We start from the raw sequence: 14520 nt of genomic DNA on the forward strand, positions 1-14520 counted from the left end.
GAATTATTTTAAACCTTTTAAATCACATAGAATTTTCACTTACACCTAATAGGTGAATCTACTATTGAGAAATTCACCTACTAGGTGTAAGGTAATCATGATAACGACGGTAATCCTTAGTCGAAAGGCCCAGAAGGACCTAAAAAAGCTACCTCGATATATTATCGAGGCTTTGGCGGCCTGGGTTGAAAACGTGGAAACTGATGGCCTCGAAGAAACTAGAAAGATCCCCGGCTATCACGACGAACCTCTCCGAGGTTCTCGAAAAGGACAACGCTCTATTCGACTTAACAGGTCTTATAGAGCTATTTATGTAATTAAATCTGATCAACGTGTCGAATTTGTTTCGGTGGAAGAGGTTCATAACCATGAGTACTAAAAAGAAAAGCCCCACTATGAAGTACTTAGAGCAGCTTGCAGGAAGGTCTTTGACCTTGGGCGGACTTTTAGAATCTCTTCGTTTGGCCGAGGAAAAATCCCTCACGACTTTTGCAAAAACTCTGCATATTTCACCGTCGCATCTTTGTGATATTGAAAAAGGCCGCAAATCCGTGAGCCCTGCTCGAGCGGCTGACTTTGCCACCATTCTGGGAAAATCAAAATCACAATTTATACGGTTGGCTCTTCAAGATGAACTGACAAGATCAGGCTTGAAGTTTAAAGTTCATGTGGAAGTGGCTTAAGCAGTCCTAAAAAAGCCCCGGAAATCCGGGGCTTTTTTTACACCAAACTTTCTTCGATTTCTTCTTTTGAAAACTCTGTGGGCCTGCGGATGGATTTGACTTCTCCGGCAGAGATCTCGACGATCTGATCACAGTCGGCAATGGTTCCTAGGCGATGCGCAATGATGAGCATCGTGACGCCCGTGAATGATTGACGAATTACTTTCTGCAACAACGCATCTGTTTGCACATCAACGCTGGCCGTGGCTTCATCCATCACAATCACGCGGGCTTTTGTTAACAAGGCACGCGCCAAACACAAAAGCTGTCTTTGACCTTGGCTTAGATTCAACCCGCCTTCTGTCACTGGCGAATGAAGTCCTTGCGGAAGGTCTGAAACATACTCCCACATCGAAGCATGTCTTAAAGCGCCGATCACTTCTTCATCTGTGTATTCATTGTAGCGATCCAAGTTGTTACGAATCGTTCCCATGAAAAGTGTCGGGTCCTGCGGAATGATCGCAAGGCTGCGACGAAGTTTTTCTAAAGGTACTGACGCTGTTTCAACTCCATCAATCACGATGCGTCCGTCTTCGGCTTCAATAAATCTAAAAAGCGATTGGAAGAACGTGCTCTTCCCAGAACCTGTGCGACCAATGATGCCCACGCGACTTCCCGCTTCGACTTTAAAAGTGATTCCTTTTAAAACCAAAGGCAGATGATCGGCGTAGCGGATTTTCAAATTCTCGACGGAAATTTCACCAAACTCCGGCCATGTCGGACGAAGAGGTTCAGCGCTTGGCTTCAGCACTGATTTTTCCGAAGGAAGATTTGAGAAAAATTTCAAGCGTTCAATCGAAGTCATGCGTGATTCGATATCGGCAAAGACACGAACGCCCCAGTTTAAAAATCCCCAGAACGACAACGAATACAAAGTCACAAGACCCGCGGTTCCCGCATCCATCACACCTGCATACGCAGACAAGGTCACACCGATGGTTGTCGTCATTGAAATAAGTCCCCCAATCAGAGGAATGCGTGACGAGAACCAACGGTTGATCAAGTAGTGCGAATAAAACATGCGTTGGCTGTGCGCAAGCTTGTCATAGAAGTTACGCATAAACCAAGACGTTTTATTAAAGCTGCGAATCACAATCAAACCTTGCAGGCTTTCTTTGAAATGCGCATAACGAGGAGATCTCGCCACACTGTCGAAGCGTTTCACTTCGCGCGCGGGACGACGATAGTCTCTTTGTAAAACGTAATACAACGCCATCACAGGACCAATCACCACGATCATCAAAGGCATCAATCCTAAGATCAGAACCAAGGACACGACGACTTGTAAGAAGCAGTGAACGGCCGAGTCAAAACTCCATTGCAAATACACATCCACAGATTCAATATCGCGAGAGAATCTTTGGATGATACGACCAATCGGTGTCGAATCAAAAAATCTCACTGGCGAATACAAAACACTTTTCAGCATTTTATCGTGCATGTTTTTACCGGCACGAATTCCGCGCTCTAACCAGAAAAGATGATTTAATAGCGAGCCCACAAGAACTGACAAACCAATCAAACCGTATATTCCTACAGCCGACAAAGCTGTCCACTGAGTTTGATGATCCGAATAATATGACAGCCACGCTTTTTGCAAAAGCGGAAGCAAAGTCACGCCAACCGCCCCACAAAGAAGCACAGTTAAAATCAATGGCTTCGTATAACGGCCATCACCACCGAGTGAGCTGATGTAATCCCAGTAGACGGAGCCTTTCACGGCTCCGACTTCGCGCTCTTCATCTTCTGTCACGCGGGATTTTTTATCATTCACACTTTCAACGGCTTTAGCTTCCTCGGCTTCCATTGCGAGATTTTGACTTTCGGTTTTGCCCGCGTCAGCACCTTCAACGGACTCCTGCTCGCCTTGCGTTTTTCCGTGTTCTTTATAAAACTCTGCAAAAGGCTCGCAGACTTTCAAAAGTTCTTCGAAAGTGCCAGAGCCTTTGATGACACCGTCTTCAATAAAGATCACTTGATCAAATTGTGGCAAGTACTCCAAACGATGCGTCACCACGATGCGCGTGATATCTTTCCAAGCGCCAAAAATCAGACGGTCACACAAAAGTTTTTCTGTATCCGCATCCACAGCAGAAAGAGGATCATCTAATAAAACCAACTGAGGCTTGCGCAAATAAGCACGTGCCAAAGCGACACGCTGTTTTTGACCGCCAGAAAGGTTCACACCTTTTTCGCCGATCTCTGTACGAAGCCCGCCCGACCATTCTTTCAAGTCACGACTTAAGCAGCTGTTATGCAAAGAACGACGGAGTTCTTCTTTAGAAACATCTTCCCCGAAAGAAAGATTCTCTAAAAGAGTGCTATTAATAATGTACGCCTCTTGAGGCACATAGGCCATGCGCGGTCTTTCACCTTTTTCTAGAGGCGAAAATTCAACCGTTCCTTTTGTAACCGGCACTTCACCAAGCAAACCATAAAGAAGAGAACTTTTCCCTGAGCCTACAGGTCCAACGATCGCCAAAGACTGCCCTGGTTTTACGTTCACATCTACACCGCGCAAAACATCTTCTTGCGAACCAGGATAAGTGACTGTGACATTTTGCAATGTCACTCCCACCGGCGTATCAAGTTTCGTGTTTTCAACGGTAGAGATTTCCACTTCATCTTGCTTTAAGAAATTAAGAATACGACCCGCACCCACAACCGCTGTTGTGTAGCGTGAAATCAATCGCGATAAATCTCCAAAAGGTCCCTCTAAAAGACCGAACAAAGAAATACACGTAAAGATGATCGCCGCGTTCAAAGTTTCTCCGCGCCAGGCGTGCACTGCTAACGCGACAAACAACACCAATGTCGATACGGCCAAGTACCCTAGACTTGAAATCACTTCTGCGCGCGCCAAACGGCGGCGACTTAAAAGTTCTTTTTCGCGAACGTCGGTGACTTCCTTAGAAACACTTTTTTCCCAGGCAAAAAACTTCACAACGCGGATGGCATTAAGAGCTTGAGTCATCAGTGTCACACGGTGATCACGATGCGCCATCATCTCTTCATCAAGGCGTGTGAACTTTTTTGCTACGTAACTGGTTAATGGCGCTAAAGTAAATAACACAGCCAGCGCCGCAAAAGCCGACCAACCAATATAATAGAAAAGCATCACAACAACGCCGGTGATTAAGAAAATCGCCGATACCAAATCTCCGATCACCAACGGAAAATCAGAGACCGAATCACTGTCGGAACTCATGTGGTTCACAATATCGCCGATTTGATTTTTCTGACGCGCACTTTGGCTGAGCTTCAAACTGTGGCGGAAGATCTTTTCATTCAAAACATTTGTCGCGATTTGATAAGACCTTAAAGTGTTATAAAAATAGTGCTGCATCCAAAGGCCTGATAAGAATCCACACAGGCCTAAAAGCACACCATAGAGCAAAGCCCAGGCAATATTCTCTTTCGTCACTCCGGAAGAAATCACTCCGACGAAACGATTGACCAGCACTGGTGAAAGCAATGCCATCACGGAACTTGCAAAATACCAAGTGTAAGCCGGACGCGTGTAGGCGCTCATGGCCTTGATTAAAGAAAATAAAAAAGCTTTCGGCGTCGTCCAAACAAGTTTTTCTGTCGGGATCGCCGTGTGCTCAGGATTGAGATCTTGAGGCAAGGGTAATAAATCCTCTTCGGAAATATTCTTCGCCTTAGCCAATTTCACCAAAGGACTCACCTGCGAGAACAACATACGTCTAAAGAAATTCATAAGAATCCATAACTGCTCTAACGAGCATTAAATAACTATATATATTTGTATTCAGATCTTTACGTCGGGTTGAACGAGGATCTTATTTTTGGGACAGAAGAAGTACCATCATTGAAATCATAGTATTCATAATCATGATGACCTCCTTCTTACGTGTGAGATTTTTTAAGCGTAAACAAAGAAAAATGCTTTGTCTAGCCCCTCTTAAAAAGAAAAAAGAAAAATATTTAAGAGGGACTTGGCATTCAAAAAGCTGTTAAAGAACCCAAAGACAGAAAATCGCGACGGCTGTAGGAATGAGAGCTGCAATCAACAAGTTCAAAGGCTTGATTCCTCCGGGGAATTTATGACTGAGAATCGAATAACCTGCCGCGTTTGGCGCGTTGGCAATGATCGTCAGCCCCCCGCCCGCGATAGCTCCCGCGACCAGAGCGTATTTGCTGGCTTCACTTAAACCCTCGACCTGAGAACCTAAATAAGTAAGTGCGGCATTGTCAGTAATTGCAGTCAATCCCACCGCTCCTTTAAACAAAAGCAGATCACTCATGTTTCCTAAAAGTGGTGCCAACCACCATTTTTGGAACGCTCCGAACTGAATGATTCCACCTAAGAACATAGAAACCAAAAGACTTTCTTTGAGGCGCAAAGTATCTTGATAACGTTGAGTGACAGTTGCGACTCCTAAGAAGAGCAAGAAAATTCCCAAGAAGGCGTTTTGATGGTGGCTTGTCACAACAATACCCGCGAGGAAAATTAAATGGACCAACGTCACAGGAAATGGAATTCCAGCTTGGGATCCGTGCAAACGTTTTTCTACATCACGCAAAGTGATACAGCTCGTGGCAAATTCGCGACGGAAATATAAAACCAAGGCGATCGTATTTACCACAACTGCAATTGCGCTCTTCCAGCCAAAATGAGTCAGGATAAACGTAAAATCCCAACTCCATTTGTGCGCCACCATTAAAATCGGCGGAGCTGCAAAGGGAGTCAGTGCTCCCCCAATAGAAACGTTCACGAAAAGAACGGCAATCAAAGCATAAATCAATTTATTAGATTCCTTGTGCAACATGGAATTGAGCATAAATGCTGTCACCGTCATTGCCGCAGGTTCGGTGATAAAACTTCCTGACAATGGGCCAAGAATTAAAACCACGGCAAGATCTGTGAGAACCGCAGGAGTTCTAAAAATTTTTTGAATCGCCGTGCTTAAAAACAAAATCCCCTGCCGAGCCGCCGCTAGAACAGGTCGTGTTGAACACACCACCATGATTGCGAAAATAAAGAACGGCTCCATGAAGTTTAAGGAGTTCTGATAGGCAATCGCAGCACCCCAACCTTCAAGAGAAATATAAATGATCATGAAAAGTGCAGCCCAGATTGCAAAGACTGCTTCGATTTCACCTAAAAGATGAAGAACATTATTCCACAAAGAGTGTTTTGGGAAATGATGGGCCCATTGCAGGATACGTCCCACCATGAATGTGTGCACCACTGCCAAACCAAAAAATATCGCGCCTAGAAGTTCAATCGTTGTGTATGTCATCCCCACATACTAAACAATTTTGGAAAGAGCTCCAAACAGAACCGAACTCAATGCGTTAATTTTGCATTGAGTAAAAGCGAGAGAATCTCTTCTCGCATCTCTAATTTCTCAAGCCAACGCGCTGGAATCGCTGAGGCTCCATAGTAAGCACCACAAAGCGCTCCCGCCACGGCACCGCAAGAATCCGAGTCATCACCGCGGTTGATCACAGCAATCAGCGCATCTTCCAGTGTGTTAAATTTCGTAAAGGCCCAAAGCCCGGCGCACAATGTATCAACGCAAAATCCTGATGTGGAAAGTTCTTCCCAAGATGTTGTTGGAATTTTTTTTAGTTTTTCTGCAATAAGCTTTGAAACCTTCTCTGCTTCTTTTAAAGCCGCAGCGAAAATCACTTCTTTGGAATTTCCATCAAGCGCACTTTTTAAAGCCGCGATTAAAACACGATCGCTATTCACGCAGTTTTGATGCCCATGAGTCATTTTCGTTTGTGTCTCGATGATTTCTTCTAGTGAATAGATAAAGCCACCTTGATAAGTACCTACAGCATCATCGTTTAATAAACAGAGCGGAGCCACGCGCATAAGTGAACCATTGCCCTGAAACTTATTATCCACGTAGCCGCAAAGGCGAAGCGGCAGACCCGCCTTTAAGTTTCGTAAACCGCGAATCGTCGTCGTGCCAATATCGGGAGGCCGACTGTCAAACCACTTCAGCATTTCTGTTTTTAGAGTATCAAAGGAAATTCGCTCAGGACTTTCAATAGCACGCAAAACACAGAGCATGAGATCCGTATCGTCAGTAGCCTCGCCCGCCTTCCAGCGAAAAAATCCTCCGCCCACAATCTCTGTATGGAAATGCCATACGGGTGACGGTGGTAAAAATTCAAAAGGAGCTCCGAGAGAATCTCCCGCGTGCAGCCCCCATAACATCCCTAGAACTTTTTGATGAGAATACTTCATTCCCTCTGATTACTGACAGAGGTTCATGTTGTCAGCAATAAAACGTCTTTGCTGATCTAATTCTTGCACACTGTAAGTCATTTTATTCAAGTCACAGTGGTTCGTGCGAAGAAGCTCAAGCACCGTCTCTTTTTCTGGAGGCGTGAGTCCCAAAGACCAAATCAATTTCACCTTCAACCACTGCGCAATGTACTGGCATTGATAAGCGGTATTGGGAGGCATGTAACCTTCTGGAGTTTTATCACTCTTCGAAGTATTTTCTTTTCCATAAACCGCGAGAAGGTGGAAATCGTTACCAAGAAAGTTCGCGTAAAGGCAGCGCTTTTGTCCGTTCCACTTATAAGCGCCACTGATGTAAGCATTTTTCAGAGGTACAAAGTGATCAATTTGCATGTCACCCGCATTCGTGTAATCACGACCACCATAAGGATCGCTCCACTTACCAGAAGAAACCGTGCAACCGTTTGTGCGGAAATCCACAGGAACCGAAGAGTCACGAATTAAGACCTTTGCGCGCGTGTTGTAGCAAGTGTTATCGCGACGGTCGTTCACCCAAGTGCCGAAATGTTTTTGACGGTTGTAGGGTTCGTTCACGTCACCGTATTTTTCATGGTGATAATCGAAATCAATCAAAGAATAAATTTTTACGGCTAATTCGTAGAGGCTTTCAGCGTCGGACCAGAGGGATTGAGCTATATCGGCGGGATTGACAGAAGGAGTGTCGGCTTCGTGGCTTTTCACCACTTGCTCTTTCACGGTGTAAAACTCATCGAACCGCGGGTTTCCCAATGTGTCTGTGGCGGCGTTTGATACAGACACGACAAGCAACATGATCATCAGAAGCAAGGTCTTCATGAAGTCTCCCAATCCCTAGGAAGTTGTTGTTTTACTTAATTAGATGCGGCCTCGGCGCGGTTGGCAACGAGTAATTTGTTAGACTTCCGTTAAGGATTTAAATACAACAGAGATTATGTTACGTGCCGGTCGTTTTCGCCATCGCCTCTTGGACGATGAATTTTTAAAAAATCAGGGGCCATTGGCTTTTCAGTGTTTGCAAAGTTTTTTACAACTCTGGCGCACGGGAAGCCTTAATGATGTCGAAATGGCCAGTGCCTACATCCTGACTTTTGCGTTTCTCCGTCGACCTAAAGATTTTTTAGGTGGAGTCCATAACGAAATTTTAGACCGTGACAAAAGCCAAAACGCCGTTTCGTCAGAAAAAATCTTAAGCGTTCTACAAAACTCACTGCCCGCTTCTTTGCGTGATTCGAAATCTCTACAAAGGTTGAACAGTTCGGCTTCCTTTGTTGAACACTTTTGCTCCATGAGCTGGCGGTCCATTCCACTTTCAGTTCAGCAGTCTTTAAGTGCCTGGAGTTCGGGACGTTATCCTTTGCGTCTTCTGACAACAGTGCCCACTCCCGAAGAAGTTCTGGAAATGCAGGCCCAGGGGTTGCGTTGTATCAGCATGTTGATTCAAGAAAATGAAATCTGTCATTTCGTGGAAGAAGGTCGCGATGTTTTGGGTTTTATCGTTCACGACCTGATTCACGCCGATCATTTTTTTGCGGACCCCGTCAAAGCTCAAGCGCAGATTCACTTTTGCCAAAAACTTCTCGTGGTTGAGAAACTTCCGGAAATTCAAAAAATGCTCTCGGGCGATATCACCTTTAAAGGTGAGTTTCACTATTTAATGTCGGATATGAATTCGGTACCATTGCATTTACTGAAGACTTTGAAAGCGATTTTATTGGGGTATTTCAAACGTCGGGAAAGTGCCGCCATGAATACTCCTTTGCCTCCTCAAGTTGAGACGGAGTTTTTAAAGCTGTTTAAAGCGATTTTGGATCCTTGGTGTTTCCCGCAAGCCGCTCTGGAGGCGGCTTATCGTCTTAACACACCTCTCTACAAAGGTCTCGCCGACAGTGAAATGTTGCACCTGGCTCTTTCTCGAGCCGAGAGAAACTTCAGTGACGAAAGTACTTTTGTTTGATACTATTATCTTTATATGTCAACGAAACGAGACTGTCCTACGCCTACACACAATTCGTCCTGCCAATCCTGCGGAATGCGTTTTGATAGTCTTTTGTGTTCTTCACCAGATGTACTTTTGATGATTGAAAAAGCACGTGTCACTTGCCGTTATAAGGCAGGTCAGGTGATTTTTTACGCTGGCAATGACCCTTTGGGAATTTTCACGATTCAATCAGGCTTGGTAAAGCTCGAAGTAACTTCGGCTTCTGGCGGAGCCCATACTTTGCGCATGATCGGCGCCGGCGGAGCTTTGGGATACCGTTCTCTTTTTGCTGGTGAACCCTATCACGCTTCGGCCGTCGCAGTTGAAGACTGTGAACTTTGCTTTCTTCCGAAGGCAGAAATCATGAATATCTTTAAGACCCATCCGGACCTTGCGATGAAACTTTTGTCGCACATTTCTAAAGATCTCCGTATGGCGGAAGAAAAGTGGATGGATCAAATGGATAAAGGAGCTTCAGAAAGAATTGCCGAAGCGCTTTTATTCCTCCAAGATCACTTCTCGCACCAAAACTGGACTCGTCGAGAAATCGCTCAATGGGCCGGGACGACTCCCGAGACTGTAATTCGTACTCTTTCTCAGTTTGAGAAAGAAGGCCTCATCGACCAAACCGACGGACGGAGTATTCGCATTCTTTCTAAAGAAAAACTGCGCGAGCGCGCCGACGTCCGCTAGTCTAGAAGTATTTAATTGCGCAACAATTTGCAGCACCCTTCCACCCTCCCGGTGTAAAAAAATATTCATTTCGTCCTCATATTTACCAAGACTATGATGTCCGTCATAGAAATAACCCTTTAAAAAATCGATAGTAGGTACAACGGAGACAGCACATGGACCTAAACGTGGCTACAAATTGCAACTACTGCGGCATCCCTACTCAAGGGGATGCGTACTGCTGTCGTGCTTGCGAAATTCTTGATACGCAAGTCAAAGAGATGCCAGTTCTTGCCGTCGCTCAAAATCCGTTTTCTTATTTAGATCAGCCAGAGTTCCGCGATCTCTATCGCCACAAAAATCAAGACGATTTCAATTTTCTGTTCTTTGCAGAAGGCCTGCACTGTTCCTCTTGTGTCCATCTTTTAGAAAAACTTCCTCAGTTTTACGAACACGTAGAAAAAGCCCGAGTGAATTTCGGGCAGTCTACAGTGGCTGTCAAAATTTCTGATGCGGGTTCTTTGGCACAAACGGCCCACGTTATTCAGGAGCTGGGATACAAACCCACTTTGCTTTCACCGCAAGACAATATCGTTGAAAAATACAAGAAGGAAAACCGCACTCATCTTAAGCGTATTGCCGTGGCTGGATTCTGCGCCGGGAACACGATGCTTTTTGTGATTCCCGTTTATGCGGGACTTGCGGGAACTTGGGCTCACGTCTTTAATTTCTTAAGCTTTCTTCTGTTCCTGCCTATTTTATTTTACAGCGCTATACCCTTTTATAAGGGCGCCTGGAATTCTTTGAAATATCAAGTGGTGAATGTCGATCTGCCCATCACCGTCGCGATGCTTTCGGGATTTGCACTTTCAACAGTGAACCTTGTAAAGCAAGATGGCGCTATCTATTATGATAGCACGGCGAGCTTTATGTTTTTTATTCTGTCGGCTCGATATCTACTAAAAAGAGTGCAGCAGAATTATCTTTCTCCCACACGCGTACAGTCTTTTTTCAAAACTGAAAAGTACATTCTTATGGAAGACGGCGAAGAAAAAAGCATTCCATGGTCAAGTGCCAAACCCGGTGATCTTTTAAAAATTCAGCGCCATCAAACTTTGCCGACGGATTCCATATTGGAGTCTTCGCAGGCGAACTTAGACATGTCTTTATTTAACGGTGAATCTTTGCCAAAAATATTTTCCCGCGGCATGTCGCTCTTTGCTGGAACAAAAGTATTAGATGAATCAATCTTGGTTCGCGTGAAAGTTCCTTTTACCGAAAGCAAGCTTGGAATCCTTCTAAAGCAGCTTGATCAAAATGCTTTGCAAAAAAGTCATTTTATTACTCTGTCCGATAAGCTCGCGCAAAAATTAATTGTCACAGTTTTTAGTATCGCTTTGCTTTTCTTCTTTTTATACATGAGCGTCAATCCGACAGAAGCCTTTAATAGGTCATTGGCATTGATTGTCCTGGCCTGCCCTTGCGCCTTGGCTTTTGGTTCGCCTTTGACTTTCGGTTTGGCTTTAAAGAAGGCTCAGAAACTCGGAATACTTCTAAAGGATGCCACAAGTCTTGAGCGCATTCTTAAAGTTCGTCATATTTTCTTTGATAAAACAGGCACCCTCACTGAAGGCAATTTGCAAATTTCTCATTCAGAGCCTTCGAATATTCCAGAAGATCTTAAAAGGGCAATTTTAGGCCTTGAAGCCGCTTCTTATCATCCCGTGGCTTTTGCTCTTCGCAAAGCCTGGGCTCATAATTCAGAAGTCACTGAAGCTTCCAATGTGCAAGAAACTTTGGGCCGTGGAGTGCATGGTGATATTCAGGGATGTCATTATGAAATTCGTCATCTGGCAGAAAGCACTCACGAGGTAGAATCCGGCATCGAAGTGTTAAAAGATGGTACAAGTGTCGCACGCATTTACTTTATCGACGCTCTTCGTGGTGATTCTCGCTCCTCCGTACAGGCCTTGCAGCGTCAAAACATAGAATGCTTTTTGCTTTCCGGTGATAAAAAAACGCGCGCCCAACAAGCCGCCGACGCTTGCGGAATTTCCCGCGAGAACACCTATGGCGAGCTCTTTCCCGAAGATAAAAAAACGATCCTTGAAAAATACACCGACACTTGCATGATCGGCGATGGTGCCAATGACTCTTTAAGCCTGCAGTCCGCCGATGTCGGTATCGCAGTCAAAGGAAGTGTCGACTTAAGCTTACAAAGTGCTGACATTTACTTTATGCGCGGAGGACTTTCTCCTTTGTTTGATCTGATGAATCTGGCCAAACAAACACGCCGCGTGCTTGTGCGCAATCTCACTATTTCTCTTGTCTATAATACTCTTGGCGGAACGTTAGCATTGATGGGGTTTATCAACCCAATGATGGCGGCCATTTTAATGCCTTTGAGCTCTTTGGCCATCATTCTTTCAAGTCTTTGGGGGTTCCGATGAATATTTTAACTCTGATGGTTCCGATGGCTTTGCTTTTAGGAATCGGTTTTGTGTCCGCTTTTTTGTGGGCCACTTCAAAAGGTCAGTTTGATGACCTGGAAACTCCTGCGCATAGAATTTTAAATGATGATAACGAAAGGAAACACTCGTGAAAACAACTGGAAACCTCATCGAGAAAATATATTACGATGACGATATCGTAAAAAAATTCATTCTCGCCACTCTGATCTGGGCCGGAGCTGCCTTTTTATTTGGCTTGCTTGCTGCCTTGCAACTCGCCTATTGGCCTTTGAATGCCAATATGGAGTGGATCACTTTCGGTCGTCTGCGCCCTCTTCATACAAACGCGGCGATCTTTGCATTTGCGGGAAATGCAATCTTTGCCGGAATTTATCACTCTTCGCAAAGACTTTTAAAAGCACGCATGTTTTCAGATTTGCTTTCAAAGATGCACTTCTGGGGCTGGCAATTAATTATTCTTTCTGCCGCGATTACTTTGCCGTTGGGTTACAGCCAATCCAAAGAGTATGCAGAACTTGAATGGCCGATTGATATTGCTATTACTGTCGTTTGGGTGATTTTTGCCTTGAACTTCTTTATGACGATTCACAAGCGTCGTGAAAAACACATGTACGTGGCAATTTGGTTTTACATCGCAACAATCATCACGGTCGCCGTTTTGCACATCATCAACTCCATTGAAATTCCAGTTTCACTGTTTAAGTCTTATCCGGTGTATGCAGGCATTCAAGATGCGATGGTGCAATGGTGGTATGGTCACAATGCGGTGGCGTTTTTCCTAACGACTCCGTTCTTGGGTTTGATGTACTACTATGTTCCTAAAGCCGCTAATCGCCCGGTTTATTCTTACCGTCTGTCGATTGTGCACTTCTGGGCTTTGGTGTTTATCTATATCTGGGCCGGTCCTCACCACTTGCTTTACACTTCACTGCCAGAGTGGGCACAAACATTGGGAATGGTTTTCTCGATCATGTTGTGGGCTCCTTCTTGGGGTGGAATGATCAACGGTCTTTTGACGTTGAAAGGCTCTTGGCATCTTCTTCGTACAGAGCCACTGATCAAATTCTTTGTCGCAGCTTTAACTTTTTACGGAATGTCGACATTCGAAGGACCGCTGCTTTCAATTAAATCTGTTTCAGCACTGGGTCACTATACTGACTGGATCATCGGTCACGTGCACTCAGGAGCCTTGGGTTGGAATGGTTTCTTAACTTTCGGGATGATTTACTATCTTGTACCTCGCCTTTGGAAGACAGAGCTTTATTCTAAAAAACTTTTGGAAAATCATTTCTGGATTGGACTAACAGGTGTTCTTCTTTACTACATCTCTATGGTGGTAGCGGGAATCACTCAAGGTCTTATGTGGAGAGCCGTCGATGCTGACGGAAGTTTGACATATCCTGATTTCATCGAGACGGTTGTACGTATCGTGCCTTTGTACTGGGTGCGCGCGGTGGGTGGATTCCTCTTCCTGACTGGTTTCTTGATGATGTGTTACAACGTATTTAAAACAATTCAAATGGCGCCAAAGACTGTTGAAGCCAAAGAAGTTTTGGTAGAACGCACAGGCTTTGACGAAGTCACCAAAGAAGCTCACCGTAAACTTGAAGGCATGGGATTGGCGTTCTCTATTCTTGCTTTCTTGGCCATTGCGGTTGGCTCGGTGATTGAAATTTACCCGACACTTTCTTTACACAAATACGTAAGCCCTAATAATATCATCGATCCTTACACACCTCTGGAACTTGCGGGCCGTGATATTTATATCAAAGAAGGTTGCTACGTTTGTCACTCTCAACAAATTCGTCCGATTGCTTCTGAAGTGCTTCGTTACGGAAAAGCTTCCACTGTGGAAGAATCCATGTACGATCATCCGTTCCAATGGGGTTCAAAACGCACGGGTCCGGATCTATCCCGCTTAGGAAAGAAATATCCGAATCTTTGGCATTATAGCCACATGATGGATCCTCGCGCTGTGACTCCAAAGAGTATTATGCCGAACTATCCATGGCTTGCGGAAAAAGACACGGATTTCATAGTTCTTCGTAAAAAATTATCCGTGATGAGCGAGCTTGGAGTTCCTTACGAACAAGATGTTATCGCCAACGCCGATATTCATGCGCAAAAACAAGCACAGGAAATTGCCGCAGATCTAGAATCCAATGGCGCTCCGAAAGGACTTGCGAAAAAAGAAATCATCGCTTTGATCGCCTACCTTCAGTCGTTGGGTCAGAAAGGAAAAGTACAATGAAACAAGAAGGATTAAAATTTTTCACAGACACACACCTCACGGCTTTGGGTCTTTTGATTTTCTTTCTGTTTTTCGTTGGCGTCTTATTCTGGGTTTATCGTAAATCCAGTTCAACTTTGTACACGAAGATGGAACAAATGCCTTTAAAGGATGGGGAATAA

General features: G+C 44.7%; 12 protein-coding genes. 8 read left to right on the forward strand and 4 right to left on the reverse strand.

From position 1 onward, the window contains the following. The first annotated feature begins 97 nt into the window (after positions 1–97). The gene (locus ACLSSO_RS12350) at positions 98–379 is read left to right on the forward strand and encodes a type II toxin-antitoxin system RelE family toxin (RefSeq protein ID WP_295899756.1); all 282 of its coding nucleotides are present in this window, start codon (positions 98–100) and stop codon (positions 377–379) included. Beyond that, positions 369–683: a helix-turn-helix domain-containing protein gene (locus ACLSSO_RS12355; protein ID WP_295899753.1), complete on the forward strand. Its 315-nt coding sequence runs from the start codon at positions 369–371 to the stop codon at positions 681–683. The genes ACLSSO_RS12350 and ACLSSO_RS12355 overlap by 11 nt, the downstream gene beginning before the upstream one ends. Before the next feature lie 37 nt (positions 684–720). Here the strand turns inward: ACLSSO_RS12355 and ACLSSO_RS12360 are convergent, their stop codons facing one another. The 4 genes from ACLSSO_RS12360 to ACLSSO_RS12375 all read right to left on the reverse strand — a co-directional run bounded on the left by ACLSSO_RS12360 (position 721) and on the right by ACLSSO_RS12375 (position 7803). Further along, on the reverse strand, positions 721–4443 hold the full coding sequence (locus ACLSSO_RS12360; protein WP_413942989.1) for an ABC transporter transmembrane domain-containing protein: 3723 nt from the start codon (positions 4441–4443) through the stop codon (positions 721–723). 256 nt (positions 4444–4699) lie between these two features. Next, positions 4700–5989, reverse strand: a complete 1290-nt coding sequence (locus ACLSSO_RS12365; RefSeq protein ID WP_413942990.1) for a putative Na+/H+ antiporter — start codon at positions 5987–5989, stop codon at positions 4700–4702. A 47-nt stretch (positions 5990–6036) separates the two neighbouring features. Continuing rightward, on the reverse strand, positions 6037–6948 hold the full coding sequence (locus ACLSSO_RS12370) for an ADP-ribosylglycohydrolase family protein (protein ID WP_295899743.1): 912 nt from the start codon (positions 6946–6948) through the stop codon (positions 6037–6039). Between the two features lie 9 nt (positions 6949–6957). Beyond that, complete coding sequence (locus ACLSSO_RS12375; RefSeq protein WP_295899740.1) at positions 6958–7803, reverse strand: HNH endonuclease family protein; 846 nt, start codon at positions 7801–7803, stop codon at positions 6958–6960. Between the two features lie 115 nt (positions 7804–7918). Between ACLSSO_RS12375 and ACLSSO_RS12380 the strand changes: the two genes are divergently transcribed. From ACLSSO_RS12380 to ACLSSO_RS12405, 6 genes are all read left to right on the forward strand, one after another. Beyond that, complete coding sequence (locus ACLSSO_RS12380) at positions 7919–8941, forward strand: hypothetical protein (RefSeq protein WP_413942991.1); 1023 nt, start codon at positions 7919–7921, stop codon at positions 8939–8941. 75 nt (positions 8942–9016) lie between these two features. Next, positions 9017–9658, forward strand: coding sequence for a Crp/Fnr family transcriptional regulator (locus tag ACLSSO_RS12385; protein WP_295899733.1), 642 nt, complete (start codon positions 9017–9019; stop codon positions 9656–9658). Between the two features lie 155 nt (positions 9659–9813). Further along, a complete protein-coding gene (locus ACLSSO_RS12390) occupies positions 9814–12087 on the forward strand; it encodes a heavy metal translocating P-type ATPase (RefSeq protein WP_295899731.1) in 2274 nt (757 codons plus the stop codon). Beyond that, complete coding sequence (gene ccoS / locus ACLSSO_RS12395; RefSeq protein WP_295899729.1) at positions 12084–12239, forward strand: cbb3-type cytochrome oxidase assembly protein CcoS; 156 nt, start codon at positions 12084–12086, stop codon at positions 12237–12239. Before ACLSSO_RS12390 ends, ccoS begins: the two co-directional genes overlap by 4 nt. Next, on the forward strand, positions 12236–14359 hold the full coding sequence (ccoN, locus tag ACLSSO_RS12400; protein ID WP_413942992.1) for a cytochrome-c oxidase, cbb3-type subunit I: 2124 nt from the start codon (positions 12236–12238) through the stop codon (positions 14357–14359). Before ccoS ends, ccoN begins: the two co-directional genes overlap by 4 nt. Next, entirely contained in the window at positions 14356–14520 is a 165-nt protein-coding gene (locus ACLSSO_RS12405) for a CcoQ/FixQ family Cbb3-type cytochrome c oxidase assembly chaperone (RefSeq protein ID WP_295899725.1), read from the forward strand. Before ccoN ends, ACLSSO_RS12405 begins: the two co-directional genes overlap by 4 nt.

Origin of the sequence: Bdellovibrio sp. HCB-162 (assembly GCF_047344985.1) — a bacterium.
Lineage (GTDB): Bacteria > Bdellovibrionota > Bdellovibrionia > Bdellovibrionales > Bdellovibrionaceae > Bdellovibrio.

What these genes read in the sequence shown, in the direction of transcription:
- ACLSSO_RS12350 (WP_295899756.1), top strand. Translation starts at nt 98, where the DNA reads ATGATAACGACGGTAATCCTTAGTCGAAAGGCCCAGAAGGACCTAAAA.
- ACLSSO_RS12355 (WP_295899753.1), top strand. Translation starts at nt 369, where the DNA reads ATGAGTACTAAAAAGAAAAGCCCCACTATGAAGTACTTAGAGCAGCTT.
- ACLSSO_RS12360 (WP_413942989.1), bottom strand. Translation starts at nt 4,443, where the DNA reads ATGAATTTCTTTAGACGTATGTTGTTCTCGCAGGTGAGTCCTTTGGTG.
- ACLSSO_RS12365 (WP_413942990.1), bottom strand. Translation starts at nt 5,989, where the DNA reads ATGACATACACAACGATTGAACTTCTAGGCGCGATATTTTTTGGTTTG.
- ACLSSO_RS12370 (WP_295899743.1), bottom strand. Translation starts at nt 6,948, where the DNA reads ATGAAGTATTCTCATCAAAAAGTTCTAGGGATGTTATGGGGGCTGCAC.
- ACLSSO_RS12375 (WP_295899740.1), bottom strand. Translation starts at nt 7,803, where the DNA reads ATGAAGACCTTGCTTCTGATGATCATGTTGCTTGTCGTGTCTGTATCA.
- ACLSSO_RS12380 (WP_413942991.1), top strand. Translation starts at nt 7,919, where the DNA reads ATGTTACGTGCCGGTCGTTTTCGCCATCGCCTCTTGGACGATGAATTT.
- ACLSSO_RS12385 (WP_295899733.1), top strand. Translation starts at nt 9,017, where the DNA reads ATGCGTTTTGATAGTCTTTTGTGTTCTTCACCAGATGTACTTTTGATG.
- ACLSSO_RS12390 (WP_295899731.1), top strand. Translation starts at nt 9,814, where the DNA reads ATGGACCTAAACGTGGCTACAAATTGCAACTACTGCGGCATCCCTACT.
- ccoS (WP_295899729.1), top strand. Translation starts at nt 12,084, where the DNA reads ATGAATATTTTAACTCTGATGGTTCCGATGGCTTTGCTTTTAGGAATC.
- ACLSSO_RS12405 (WP_295899725.1), top strand. Translation starts at nt 14,356, where the DNA reads ATGAAACAAGAAGGATTAAAATTTTTCACAGACACACACCTCACGGCT.